12 protein-coding genes and 1 pseudogene are annotated in these 12,542 nt (G+C 69.5%); 8 read left to right on the plus strand and 5 right to left on the minus strand.

Annotated features, from left to right (window positions below; translation table 11 throughout):
* Nucleotides 1-212: pseudogene (locus FV233_RS25420) on the plus strand (porin family protein); the annotation flags it as partial.
* A 210-nt stretch (nucleotides 213-422) separates the two neighbouring features.
* Nucleotides 423-1,184 (plus strand): DUF2076 domain-containing protein, encoded by a 762-nt coding sequence (locus FV233_RS25425; RefSeq protein ID WP_147899168.1) that lies wholly within the window; start codon nucleotides 423-425, stop codon nucleotides 1,182-1,184.
* Between the two features lie 347 nt (nucleotides 1,185-1,531).
* Here FV233_RS25425 and FV233_RS25430 read toward each other — a convergent pair whose 3' ends face one another.
* Nucleotides 1,532-1,804 (minus strand): hypothetical protein, encoded by a 273-nt coding sequence (locus tag FV233_RS25430; RefSeq protein ID WP_147854634.1) that lies wholly within the window; start codon nucleotides 1,802-1,804, stop codon nucleotides 1,532-1,534.
* A 523-nt stretch (nucleotides 1,805-2,327) separates the two neighbouring features.
* Between FV233_RS25430 and FV233_RS25435 the strand changes: the two genes are divergently transcribed.
* From FV233_RS25435 to FV233_RS25450, 4 genes are all read left to right on the plus strand, one after another.
* The gene (locus FV233_RS25435) at nucleotides 2,328-2,549 is read left to right on the plus strand and encodes a hypothetical protein (RefSeq protein WP_147854633.1); all 222 of its coding nucleotides are present in this window, start codon (nucleotides 2,328-2,330) and stop codon (nucleotides 2,547-2,549) included.
* 15 nt (nucleotides 2,550-2,564) lie between these two features.
* A complete protein-coding gene (locus FV233_RS25440; protein ID WP_147854632.1) occupies nucleotides 2,565-3,053 on the plus strand; it encodes a CinA family protein in 489 nt (162 codons plus the stop codon).
* Nucleotides 3,054-3,137: 84 nt separating this feature from the next.
* Nucleotides 3,138-3,902 carry a histidine phosphatase family protein gene (locus FV233_RS25445; protein ID WP_147854631.1) on the plus strand — a complete coding sequence of 255 codons (765 nt, stop codon included), beginning with the start codon at nucleotides 3,138-3,140 and terminating at the stop codon, nucleotides 3,900-3,902.
* Between the two features lie 38 nt (nucleotides 3,903-3,940).
* Nucleotides 3,941-4,825 carry an NAD(P)H-hydrate dehydratase gene (locus FV233_RS25450; protein WP_147854630.1) on the plus strand — a complete coding sequence of 295 codons (885 nt, stop codon included), beginning with the start codon at nucleotides 3,941-3,943 and terminating at the stop codon, nucleotides 4,823-4,825.
* Nucleotides 4,826-4,889: 64 nt separating this feature from the next.
* On the opposite strand, the gene FV233_RS25455 is transcribed toward FV233_RS25450, so the two are convergent.
* The 4 genes from FV233_RS25455 to FV233_RS25470 form a co-directional block, all read right to left on the minus strand.
* Nucleotides 4,890-6,641 (minus strand): ABC transporter ATP-binding protein, encoded by a 1,752-nt coding sequence (locus tag FV233_RS25455; protein ID WP_147899169.1) that lies wholly within the window; start codon nucleotides 6,639-6,641, stop codon nucleotides 4,890-4,892.
* A 10-nt stretch (nucleotides 6,642-6,651) separates the two neighbouring features.
* A complete protein-coding gene (gene fhuF / locus FV233_RS25460; protein WP_147854628.1) occupies nucleotides 6,652-7,356 on the minus strand; it encodes a siderophore-iron reductase FhuF in 705 nt (234 codons plus the stop codon).
* Nucleotides 7,353-8,612 (minus strand): MFS transporter, encoded by a 1,260-nt coding sequence (locus FV233_RS25465; RefSeq protein ID WP_147854627.1) that lies wholly within the window; start codon nucleotides 8,610-8,612, stop codon nucleotides 7,353-7,355. Before FV233_RS25465 ends, fhuF begins: the two co-directional genes overlap by 4 nt.
* Nucleotides 8,613-8,812: 200 nt before the next feature.
* Nucleotides 8,813-9,451, minus strand: a complete 639-nt coding sequence (locus FV233_RS25470) for a TetR/AcrR family transcriptional regulator (protein WP_147854626.1) — start codon at nucleotides 9,449-9,451, stop codon at nucleotides 8,813-8,815.
* Between the two features lie 138 nt (nucleotides 9,452-9,589).
* On the opposite strand from FV233_RS25470, the gene FV233_RS25475 reads away from it, so the two are divergent.
* A complete protein-coding gene (locus FV233_RS25475; protein ID WP_147854625.1) occupies nucleotides 9,590-10,831 on the plus strand; it encodes an HlyD family secretion protein in 1,242 nt (413 codons plus the stop codon).
* 8 nt (nucleotides 10,832-10,839) lie between these two features.
* Nucleotides 10,840-12,426: a DHA2 family efflux MFS transporter permease subunit gene (locus FV233_RS25480; protein ID WP_147899170.1), complete on the plus strand. Its 1,587-nt coding sequence runs from the start codon at nucleotides 10,840-10,842 to the stop codon at nucleotides 12,424-12,426.
* The last annotated feature ends 116 nt before the right edge of the window (nucleotides 12,427-12,542 follow it).

The raw sequence follows: 12,542 nt of genomic DNA on the forward strand, positions 1-12,542 counted from the left end.
CCGACTCGTTCCTGAACTTCTTCCGTTCGAGCGCCGTGACGCTCAAGGTCGAAGGCCTGTACGTGAACCTCGACCGCGGCACCCGCAACCAGGGTGTCCTGCTCGTCAACGCCGCCAACCTGGCACCGGCCTACGTGACCCCGATCGGTCGCCGCGACGACGAGTTCGCCGTCGTCCGCGCCGGCCTGAACTACAAGTTCGGCTCGTACTAAGATCCATCCCCGGCGCGCTCCCCGCGCCGGCCTCACTGGAACGGTTGAGAAAGCCCGGCCGAAAGGTCGGGCTTTTTCGTGTCTGGGGCCGGCACGCGGTGAGATGAAGTTTTCGCAACCGCCCCTGACAAAGCGTCACCGCACACCCATGTCCTCTACGGCCGTGCGGCGCGTTCGAGCCCGCGGGTACGACTCGAGGAGGACGACTCCATGAATAGCGAAGAACGCGACGTCATCTCCGGTATCTTCCAGCGTCTGGAGCAGGCCCAGACTCAGCCCCGCGACGCGGAGGCCGAGCGCTTCATCGCCGACAAGCTCCGCACCCAGCCCTATGCTCCCTACGCGATGGCACAACTGATCTACGTGCAGGAAGAGGCTATCAAGAGCCTGAACCAGCAGCTCGAGCAGGCCCGCAGCCAGGCGGCCCCGGCTCAGTCCTCCGGCGGTGGCGGGTTCCTATCGAGCATCTTCGGTGGCGGTGGTAGCCAGCGCCAGGAGCCGCAGCCCGGCTACGGGCAGCAGCAGCAGCGGCCTGCCGGTCAGCCCTGGGGTGGCGGCGCTCCCCAGGGCTATCCCCAGCAGGGTTACCCGCAGCAGCCGGGCTATCCGCCTCAGCAGCAAGGCGGTCCGTGGGGCGGCCAGCCCCAGGCCGCTCCGGCCCGGGGCGGCGGCTTCATGGCTACCGCGCTCCCGATGGCGGCCGGAGCGGCTGGCGGCATGCTACTCGGCAGCGCCCTGTCGAACGCTTTCGCGGGCGGGCATTCGAGCCTCGGCAGCGCTGCGGCAGCTGGCCTCGGCGGCGGTGGTGAGACCGTCGTGAACAACTATTACGGCGACGGCGGCAACCAGGATCTCGGCTCTGCCCTCGACGGCGGTGGTGGCGGCAGCGACTTTCAGGATGCCAGCTTCAGCGATCCGTCCGGTGATTTCGGCGGCGACCTCGGCGGCGGCGACGACAGCGACTGGACCTGATCGATCCAGCCATACCGACACGATGCCCGGTCGCGCTCACGCGCGGCCGGGTTTTTTGTGTCGACTTGCACGGCTATCTGAAGCGGCCTCAATGTCGAACGCTCCGTCAGCGGGGCGCGACTGACCGAAGCGCCGACGTTCGGTATCGTCGTCGTCAGCGCCCGAGCTTGAGTCGATCCGACGCGGCCGGAGCCTGTATCGTGGTCGGAGTCGCTCCAGGCTCTGGTCCTGAATTCTCCCAGTGGGCGAAGGCGACGCTGGCGAGGATGATTACGATGGCAACGGGGAACAGGAAGCGTGACATGGGCCGGAAACCGAAGCTTTAAGCCTCGGTTCCGACGGTGCGGCTATCGGGCCGGAGCCGTGGTGCTGGTGCCGGCGCCGACACCCGGTCGCGCGGTGCCGGTCCCAGGCACGGTCGCGGCACCCGCCGCGCCCGTTGTGGTGCCAGTCGTCGCGGCGGGTGCGCCCTCGTTCATCTTCTGGCTGTTGCTCTTGACCGAACCGGGATTGTTCATGTTGCCGGTCGCACTGCCGCCGCCGGCGGGCTGCTGGGCATAGGCGGTGCCGGTCAGGGCGACGGCGAGCGCGGCCGCAAGGCCGTAAATCTTGATGCGCATGTGCGTTTCCTCGGTTCGGCCCCTCTTCGGGCTCCCAGGACAACGCGGTCGGACCCGGTCCGTTCGTTGGGGATGTGGCTCCACCGGCGGCGGCGCATCCGAGCGGCGCGGTCAGCGGCTCGGCGGATCGATCCACACCCGTGGGCTGGAGGTCGTCGGATGGCCCGGGATATCGCTTTTCCGGGGCGGCCGAGTCGGGGCGGCCGTGGGCGTAATCGATCCGGTCGTCAGCGGGTCGGCCCAGGACGACGCGAGTTCGGCGACTTGTACCGCTGGCGCAGGCAGATTGCTCTGATATCCCGCCACGATGGCGGCGAGCCCGGTGCCGACCAGGACGAGGGCCAGCCCGTCGATGATCCTATGGCCCAGTCTCGGCATATCACCCACGCATGTTGAGGAGCCATCGGGCTACGACCGTAGGCTTAACGAACCGTGCCCGGATCCGGCGGATCTGCGGGGGACTGCGCAACGATCCGGGTCGCCGGGCGCTTACCGCGACACGATCCGATGGGAGGCGACATCCATGGAAGCCAGTGACCTGAAGCAACGCCCACCCTTCCGGGTGACCACGTTTCGCGATGACCATGAGGTCATCTCCGAGGATGTCGAGACCGAAATCGCCGCGCGGACGCGGTTCGCGTCGGCGATCGACCTGTGCAAGACCCGGGAGGACGCGCATTCCCACCGCGTTACCTTGCAATCCGCGGGCGCGACGATCGCGGTCTGGCCTGAATCCGGCGCATGATCGAGAGGATCGGCCATGCATGACCTCCTGCCGAAGGCCGCGACCCTCGGGGCTTTGCTCATGGCGCGCAAGCAGACGCTGGCGGTCGCGGAATCGTCCTCCGGGGGGCTCGTCTCGGCGGCGCTCCTCTCGGTGCCCGGCGCCAGCGCGTATTTCCTCGGCGGCGCCATCGTCTACACCGCCGAGGCCCGTGCCGGCCTTCTCGGCATCGACGCAACTGCGATGGCCGGCCTGCGCTCGGCCTCCGAGGCCTATGCCGCCCTCCTGGCCCGGACGGTCCGGGAGCGGCACGGCGCGACCTGGGGCATCGCCGAGACCGGCGCCGCCGGCCCCAGCGGCAACCGCTACGGCGATGCGGCCGGGCATAGCTGCCTGGCCGTCAGCGGTCCGGTCACGCTGGTGTCCACGATCGAGACCGGCGGTGCGGACCGGATCACGAACATGCGGGCCTTCGCTGGCAGCCTCCTCGATTTGCTGGGCCGGGCTCTCACGGAAGGACACTGAGCGGCGGGGACGCCGGCGGGCCGGAACGGGGTTGCCGGCCCGACGTTCCGCCCTGTCGAACCGGCATCGCTCCAGGAGATCCCCGTGCCTCAGAGACACCCGCTTCGGTTGTGGGTCGTGCGCCATGGCGAGAGCTCCGGGAACGTCGCCCGCGACGCGGCCCAGGCTGCTGGCGCCGCGCGCATCGACATTCCGGAGCGCGATGTGGACGTGCCGCTCAGCGCGCTCGGTCATTCTCAGGCGGAGGCGCTCGGACGGTGGTTCGCGAGCCTCGCCGACGACGAGCGCCCGGACCTCGTCCTCGCCTCGCCGTACCGGCGTGCGGTCGAGACGGCCGAGGGAATCCGCGCAGCGGGCGGCGTCGCTTCCGGAACGCCGCGGCTCCTCGTGGACGAACGGCTGCGCGAGAAGGAGTTCGGCATCCTCGACCGGCTGACACGGATCGGGATCGAGCGACACCATCCCGAGCAGGCCGAACTGCGGCGCGATCTCGGCAAGTTCTACCATCGCCCGCCGGGCGGCGAGAGCTGGTGCGACGTGATCCTGCGCCTGCGCAGCGCCCTCGACACGATCGGCCTGCACCATGACGGGCGCCGGATCCTCCTGGTCGCCCACCAGGTGGTCGTGCTGTGTCTGCGCTACCTGCTGGAGGAGATGACAGAGGCCGAGATCCTGGCGATCGACGCCCAAGGGGACGTGCCGAATTGCGGCGTGACCGAATACGCGTTCTCGGCCTCCGCGGCGCCCGGCGGCGGGCTTGTTCAGGTCCGCTACAACTTCGTCGCACCCCTTGAGGCGGAGGGCACCCCCGTTACCTCCGAACCCGGTGCCGGCGCCGCCACGACGTAGGTCGTTCACGACGGCGGCCTCAGCGCCCGGGGGAAACCATGAGCACCGTCACGCCGGTCACCGAGCATATCCTCCGCAGCATGGCCCCGCCCGAGCCGGACGGCGACAGCAAGGACGAACGTGGCCGTGTGCTCATCGTTGCCGGGTGTATGGGCCTGCCGGGCGCGGTGCTGCTGGCGGCCCATGCGGCGCTCCGGGTCGGCGCCGGAAAGCTGCAACTCGCGGTCTGCCGGGACCTGGCGATCCCGATCGGGATCGCGGTGCCGGAGGCGCTGGTCGTCGGTCTCGATCAGACCGAGGACGGTGGCATCGCCCGCTCCTGCGCCGAGGCGCTCGCGAAGCGGGCCGCCCGCGTGGACGCGGTTTTGGTCGGACCGGGCATGTCCGAGGATGCCGACGCCGAGGGCGTCACCGGGGCTCTGGTCCGCGGGGCCGGCGAGGCCGCGCTCGTCCTGGATGCCGGCGCCCTCGCCGCGTTGCGCGCCGAGCCCGATCTGACGCGGAGCCTGTCCAAGCCGGCGATCATCACCCCGCATGCCGGCGAGATGGCGCAACTCCTCGATGAGGATCGCATGGCGATCGAGGCGGATCCGCTGGCGGCGGCACGACGCGCGACCGAGCGCTTCGGGACGGTCACGGTCATGAAGGGCGGCCGCACCCATGTCGTCGCCCCGGATGGCCGCGCCTGGTGCTACGAGGTCGGCCATGTCGGGCTGGCTACGTCGGGCTCCGGCGACACGCTCGCGGGCCTCGTCGTCGGCCTGCTCGCCCGCGGTGCCGAGCCGGAGGCGGCCGCCCTGTGGAGTGTGTACGCCCACGGCGAGGCCGGGCGCCGGCTCGCACGCCGCTACGGCGGCATCGGGTTCATGGCCCGCGAGATCCCAGGGGAGATCCCGTTCATCCTGGCCGAGGTCATGACGTAGCGGCTTGCCGGCAGTATCGGACCGAAGTGTTCGCGATGACGGAGAACGGCGCGAACGCTGCGCCTCACTCCGCCGCTGTCGCGGAAATCCCGTTTTCTTCAGCCGACCCGAACTGCGCCTCGTGCAGGCGGCGATAGACGCCGTCGGCATCGAGCAAGGCCGCATGCCGCCCCTGCTCGACGATGCCGTCCTCGCCCAGCACCACGATGCGGTCGGCGTCGCGGATCGTCGCCAGCCGATGGGCGATGACCAGGGTCGTTCGCCCCTGCGCGAGGTCCGCCAGCGCCTGCTGGATCTCGCGCTCGGTCTGCGTGTCGAGGGCCGAGGTCGCCTCGTCGAGGATCAGGATCGGCGGGTTCTTGAGGAACACCCGCGCGATGGCGATCCGCTGCTTCTGCCCCCCGGACAGCCGCACCCCGCGTTCGCCCACCACCGTGTCCAGCCCGGTGGGCAGGCTGTCGATCAGCGCGCCGAGACGGGCGCGGCGGGCGGCTTGGTCGATCTCGGCCTCGGTGGCGTCGAGGCGTCCGTAGGCGATGTTTTCGCGGATCGTGCCAGCGAACAGGAACACGTCCTGCTGCACGATGCCGATCTGCCGCCGGAGGGAGGCGAGGGTGAGGGCGCGCACGTCGATGCCGTCGATCGTCACCCGCCCCGTCGCGACCTCATAGAAGCGTGGCAGCAGCGCGCACAGCGTCGTCTTCCCGACGCCCGACGGGCCGACGAAGGCGACCGTCTCCCCCGCGGCGATCGCCAGGTCGAGGCCGCCGAAGATCGGGCGGCTCGCATCGTAGCCGAAGCTCACGTCCTCGAAGCGGATGTCGCCGCGCAGGCTGCCCGCATCGAGTGCGTCCGGCCGGTCCACGATGTCGGGTTCGGTGGCCAGCAGGTCCTGGTAGCGGCGAAAGCCCGCCACCCCCTTGGGATAGGTCTCGATCACCGCGCCGATCTTCTCCAGCGGGCGGTAGAACACGCCGACCAGCAGCAGGAAGCCGACGAAGCCGCCGGCCGTCAGGTCGCCGCGGACCACGAAGGCCGCGCCGCCGAGCAGCACTGCGATCTGGACCAGGCGCAGGCCCAGGTAGTTGATCGACAGGCTGGCCGCCATGAGCCGGTAGGCTTCGAGCTTGGTGTCGCGGTAGCGGGCGTTGTCGCGGGCGAACAGGGCGCGCTCGTGCTGCTCGTTGGCGAAAGCCTGCACGACCCGCATCCCGCCGACATTCTCCTCGATGCGCGCGTTGAAGGCGCCGACTCGGCCGTACTGCGCCTGCCAGTTCCGGGTCATGCGACCCCCGTAGCGCAAACTCACGAAGGCGATGACCGGCAGGATCGCGCCGGTGATCAGGGCCAGGGTCGGATGGACCCAGACCATGAGCGCGAAGGCGCCGATGAGCGTCATCACGGCGATGAACAGGTCCTCGGGCCCGTGATGGGCGACCTCGCCGATCTCCTCCAGATCCTTCGTCACCCGGGCGACGAGGTGACCGGTCTTCTGTCCGTCGTAGAACCGGAACGAGAGCTTCTGCAGGTGATCGAAGGCCCGCGCCCGCATCGTGGTCTCGATGTTGATGCCGAGCACGTGGCCCCAATAGGTCACCACCACCATCAGGCCGGCATTGGCCACGTAGACCAGTGCGAGGCCGCAGGCCGCCAGCACGATCAGGCTCCAATCCTGCTGCGGCAGCAGCCGGTCGACGAAGACCTTCACGGCGATCGGAAAGCCGAGTTCCAGCAGGCCGGACAGCACGGCGCAGCCGAAATCCGTCAGGAACAGCGTCCGGTGCGGCCTGTAATAAGCGAGGAAGGCCTTCAGCATGGCGGACGGGTCAACGCTCGGTGGCGCGTTCGAGGGGGCAGAGCGCCCCGCAGGACGGGACGCCCGGAAGGCGGTGGCGCAGGCAGCAGACGCGCCGCCGCCGGCAGCCCGACGCATCCGCGCACAGGGCCTGCGCAAGGGGGTTCCTACCGCAGGCGAGCGGGCCGCGCCATCCGAGCCTGCTCGCGGCGGCCGCGCAGGCCGGTTCATTTGCGCCGCCGAGTTCCCCGGCGACGTAGTCGAGGATCACCGCCGCGTTCCCCCACAGGACCCGGGGGGCGATGCCGCATCGGGCGTGGCACATTTCGACGAACGGGTTCAGGTGCCCCTCGACCAGACCCGCCAGGCCGGACGCGCAATCCGACCGGCAATCCGGGGTCTCCGCCGGGACCAGGAGGCGGGCGGGGCGGCCGGCATCATCGAGTTCGAGACGCGTCGTGTCGAAGCCGAGCGGCAGTGGGCGGCCGAGACAGATCAGTGCGGTCAGGGCCGGCGTCGCGAGGGCGGCCAGGTAGAACTGGCTCCAGTACGAGACCAGGACGCGCCGGTCGACGGCACCGTATCCGGCTCCGAAGGTTGCCAGCGTCGCGTCGAACACGGCCGGATCGCGCAGCGCGGCGACGGGAAGCGCCGTGGGACCGCCGGGCCCGACGGCGACGCCGTCCCGGTACGCTTCCAGCGACGCGGGGACGCGCGCGGCGACCGCCGCGATCATCGCGTCCCCGCTCCGTCGGCCCGAAGGGTCCGATCGACCGTCACCACGAGCCAAGCCACCGAGGCGGCGTAGATCGGCAGCGCTGCGCCGAAGTAGGAAGACCACCCCACCCACTCGGCGAGCGCCGGGGCGGCGACCCGGAGCGGCATCGCTGCGAAGAACGCTGCGCCGAACAGCAGCGCGTAGTCCGTGGCCGGCCTCGGTCCCTGGGCCCAGCGGTAGATCATATTGAACACCGGCACCCCCAGGATCCCGCCGCAGACGAAGTTCAGGACGGTTGCCCCGACAGCAACACCCACTGCGCCGGCAGCGCAGGCGAACGCCATCACGCCGCCGGAGATGAGGACGCCGACCGCCCCGACCGCGATCAGCCGGGCTGTGCCGAAGCGTGCGGCGAGGCCGCCCGCCACCAGCGCCATGACGAGATTGATCCCCGGCAGCACCGTTCCGGTGAGAAAGCCGACCTGCGCGAGGGGCACGCCGAGATCGAGCAGCGCCAGCGTGTTCGGCCCCGACAAGAGGTAGGCGGCGGCGAAGTAGGCGCCGAGCACCAGGATCCGCGCGCCGAGGGCGCGCAGCCGGGCGAACGACCCCGACCACCGTTCCGGCAGTCCGCCGGAACCGTGGAGGCGGGCCTCCGGATAGCCGAGGATCGGCAGGAGACAGAGGGCGTCGAGCGCGGCGCAGGCCAGAACGGCAACCCGCCATCCGAGGATATCGTAGGAGCCGACCAGGACGCCGACGCCGAGGATGCCGCCGAGGGACGCCCCGCAGAGCTTGGCGGAGGCGACGAACGCCCGTCGCTTCGCCGGGATCGTCTCGACGACCAGGGCCTCCAGGGCGATGTCCATGGTTGCGACGCAGGCACAGGCCGCGATCGCCAGCAGGAGCAGCGCCGACACCGGCCAGTGCTCACCGAAGCTCAGGGCGCCCAGCAGCAGGACCGTCACGCCCTGTGCGGCGACGATCCATCCGACCCGGTGATCGAGGAACGGCAGACGGATCCGGTCGATGGCGCCGGCCCACAGGAAGGTCAGGCCCACCGGAAGGTTGATGAGCTGCAGCAATCCGACTTCGGCGAGATCGAGCCCCCGGACCCGCAGGATCAGCGGCGCTCCGCCGGCGAGGAATCCGAGGGTCGCCCCGAAGGTCATGTACAGGCAGAAGAACGGCGCGAGGGGGCGAACGCCCGCCAGGGACCCGCCCAGACGCACCCCGACCTCGGCGTCGCTTGCCCGGGTCACCGGGTGCAGCATCGCATGCGCCGTCCGGCCTCGGGATCTTTGCCCCAAGCCTCATCGTGCCCCGATCGAGGTCCGTGTCGGTAGCGCCAGTTTATAATCAAACTAATTCAATATTCTTCTTTCGGTATACATGCTTAAACCGTGCAGATCGGACCCGGCAAGCCTTCGATGCTGGACAATATGCGCGCGGAGACCCGCGACATCGACCCGCCCTACCGCTCCGGCCCATACCCGGCCAGGAACACCCGGACTGCGCCGTCGACCTGATAGCGGATCTCGACCGCGCTCGCCGCGTCGCCGGCCGCGAAGAGCAGCCGCGTCATCTGGCCGGCCTGGCAGAGGTGCAGGAAGTGCCTTGCGGCGAGTTCGGTGTCGGCGACGCGGAGCCGGCCGGCCCGCACCTGGGCGTCCAGATAGCCCGACAGCCGCGCCACGCCGCAGGCCGGACCGGCCTCGTAGAAGGCCTGCCCAAAGCGCGGGAATTTCTCGCAGGCGCCGATCACCATGCGGACCACGGCCACGTGTTCTGGTCGACCCATCTCGGTCAGGAAGCTGGCGCCGAGTTTCGTCAGCACCGCCGGCACGTCGGGATCGTCGGCGTCCAGGGTGAACAGGGCCTCGGCCAGGCTGCTCTTCTCCCGGATGATCAGCGCCTCGAACAGATCCTCCTTGCTGTCGAAGTAGACGTAGAGCGTTCCCTTCGAGACGCCGGCTACCCGGGCGATCTCACCCATGCTGGCCCCATCGAACCCCGCCGACAGGAACACCGTGCGCGCGCCATCGAGGATCTGTCGCCGCTTGTCGCTCTCGATCGGTGACGATCCCCGTTCCAGCACTGCGCCCTGAATCATCACCCTGCTCCGCGTCCGAGACGCCGTTTCGCTTGACCGAACCGTTCGGTCAATTTACCCTGAACACAGATTCGACGTGCGTCAAGGCGCGTCCAGTGTGTTGACCGAACGGTTCGGTCATCAGGTCAGAGGCGCACGATGTCCCTTCGCGAGGATGGCGGCCGGTCCGGTTCGCACAGCGAGCCGTCGGACGAAGAGCGTGCCGAGGGCCCCGCGGCGGCGCCCGTCCAGCCCCGCGCCGCCGCGGTGGCCTCTGCGGCTCCAATCGCGTCGGAACCCGAGCCGGCCAGGAAGCGGCCGCTGCGGCGCATGCTGCTCCTCGGACTTCTCGCCGCAGCCCTGGCCGGCGGTGGCTACGAGGGCTGGCAATGGTGGAGCGTCGGGCGTTTCTTCGTCTCGACCGACGACGCCTACGTGCAGGCCGACATCTCGGTCCTGGCCGCCAAGGTCTCCGGCTATCTCGAGGCCGTGCCCGTGGTGAACGGCCTCTCGGTCAAGAAAGGCGACGTGATCGCCAAGCTGGACGACGGCGATTACCGCCTCGCGCTTCAGGCCGCGCAGGACAAGCTTGCAACGCAGGAAAGCACGATCGTGCGGATCGGTCGGCAGGTCGAGGCCGCGCAGGCGCAGGTCTCTCAGGCCTCTGCCCAGATCGACGCGAGCCGCGCCGATGCCGTGCGCGCCCAGGCCGACTTTGCCCGCGCCACCCAGATGCAGGCGGATTACGTCGCCAAGTCGCGGATCGACCAGGCCCGCGCCGACCGGGACCGCACCGAAGCCTCTGTGAAGGGCATGGAAGCCGGGCTGCTCGCGGCCCGGGCCAATGTCGACGTGCTCCAGGCCCAGAAGCGCGAGGCCGAGCGCCTGTCGGCCGAGTTGCGCACCGCCGTCGACCGCGCCCGGCGCGACCTCGACTTCACGGTGATCCGCGCCCCGTTCGACGGCGTGGTCGGCAACAAGGCGGTCGAGGCCGGGGCCTACGTGGCGCCGGGCACCCGGGTCGCGGCCCTGGTCCCGCTCCAGAGCGTGCGCATCGACGCTAACTTCAAGGAAACGCAGGTCCAGCGCATGCGCCCGGGCCAGCCGGTTATCGTGACGGTGGACGCCTACCCGGACCGCGAGATCCACGGGGTTGTCGAATCGTTCTCGCCGGCCTCGGGCTCGGTGTTCAGCCTGCTGCCGCCCGACAACGCCACCGGCAACTTCACCAAGATCGTCCAGCGCCTGCCCGTGCGGGTGCGGGTGCCCGAAGAGATCGCCCGCGAGGGGCTGCTGCGGCCCGGCCTCTCGGCCGAGGTGCGGGTCGACACCCGGACCGGCACCGACCGTTCGGTCCTGGACCAGGCCGCGAACCGGCGGTTCGACGCCGCAAGCCGCTGAGCCCGACCATGGCCGCCACCGCCGCCGCCATTCCGGCCGGAGCCCCGGCCGCCGAGCCGCCGATGGACCGCCGCCGCATGGTGGCGTTCTTCTGCATGGTGTTCGGGATGTTCATGGCGATCCTGGACATCCAGATCGTCTCGGCCTCCCTCAACGAGATCCAGGCCGGCCTCTCGGCCTCTGGCGACGAGATCCCCTGGGTCCAGACCAGCTACCTGATCGCCGAGGTCATCTCGATCCCGCTGTCGGGTACCCTGTCGCGGGTTCTCTCGACGCGCTGGATGTTCGCGATCTCGGCGGGCGGCTTCACGCTGATGAGCGTGATGTGCGCGACCTCCTCGTCGATCTCCGAGATGATCGTCTGGCGCGCCGCGCAGGGCTTCATCGGCGGCGGCATGATCCCGACCGTGTTCGCCGCCGCATTCACGATCTTCCCGCCGTCCAAGCGCACCATCGTGTCGCCGATGATCGGCCTGGTGGCGACGCTGGCGCCGACCATCGGGCCGACGATAGGCGGCTACCTCACCGACCTGATGTCCTGGCACTGGCTGTTCCTGATCAACGTCGTGCCCGGCATCGTCGTGACGGTCTCCACCTGGATCCTGATCGATTTCGACAAGCCGAACTACGACCTGCTGAAGTCGTTCGACTGGGCCGGCTTGGCGTTCATGGCGGGTTTCCTCGGCTGCCTCGAATACGTCCTCGAGGAGGGGCCGAACCACGATTGGCTGCAGGACGAAGCGGTCTTCGCCTGCGCTCTGGTCTGCGGGGTCTCGGGACTGCTGTTCTTCTGGCGCGTGTTCACGGCCAAGCAGCCGATCGTCGACCTGCGCGCCTTCTCCGACCGCAACTTCGCCAGCGGCTGCGTCGCGAGCTTCGTGCTCGGCATCGGCCTGTACGGGCTGACCTACATCTACCCGGTCTACCTCGCCCGGGTGCGCGGCTACTCGGCGCTGATGATCGGCGAGACCATGTTCGTCTCAGGCCTATGCATGTTCGCCACGGCGCCGATCGCCGGCCGGCTCTCCGGCAAGGTCGATCCGCGGATCATGATGGGGATCGGCTTCGTGGGCTTCGCCTGCGGCACGTGGATCGTCACCGGACTCACCAAGGACTGGGACTTCTGGGAACTGCTGTGGCCGCAGGTCCTGCGCGGCTGCTCGCTGATGCTGTGCATGATCCCGATCAACAACATCGCGCTCGGCACCTTGCCGCCGGCCCGGATGAAGAATGCCTCCGGGCTCTACAACCTCACCCGCAACCTCGGCGGCGCGGTCGGCCTGGCGCTGATCAACACCGTACTCAACGCCCGCTGGGACCTGCATCTCGCCCGGCTCCACGAGCGCTTCACCTGGGCCAACACCGCTGCCCTGGAGCGCCTCGACTCCATGCAGCGCGGCTTCGACTCCTATGGCAGCGCCGCTCCCAGCATGGCGCTCAAGGCCATGTCCAATACGGTCCGGGTCCAGGGCCTCGTCATGGCCTTCGAGGACGTGTTCCTCGCGCTGACGGTGCTGTTCCTGGCGATGGCCTGCGCCGTGCCGCTGATCCGCCGACCCCGAGCGGCCGCTGGCGGGGGCAGGACGATCGCTTGAAGGGGATCAGGCGGTCTGAGTGACGATGGCTCTGAGGTAGTCGTGGTTCCAAGCGGCGGCTTTTCTGCGGGTCTTGAGGCTGTCCGTGTCGGATGCGGTGCGGATGAGGTTCATGG

The sequence above is a fragment of the Methylobacterium sp. WL7 genome (assembly GCF_008040085.1).
GTDB lineage: Bacteria > Pseudomonadota > Alphaproteobacteria > Rhizobiales > Beijerinckiaceae > Methylobacterium > Methylobacterium mesophilicum.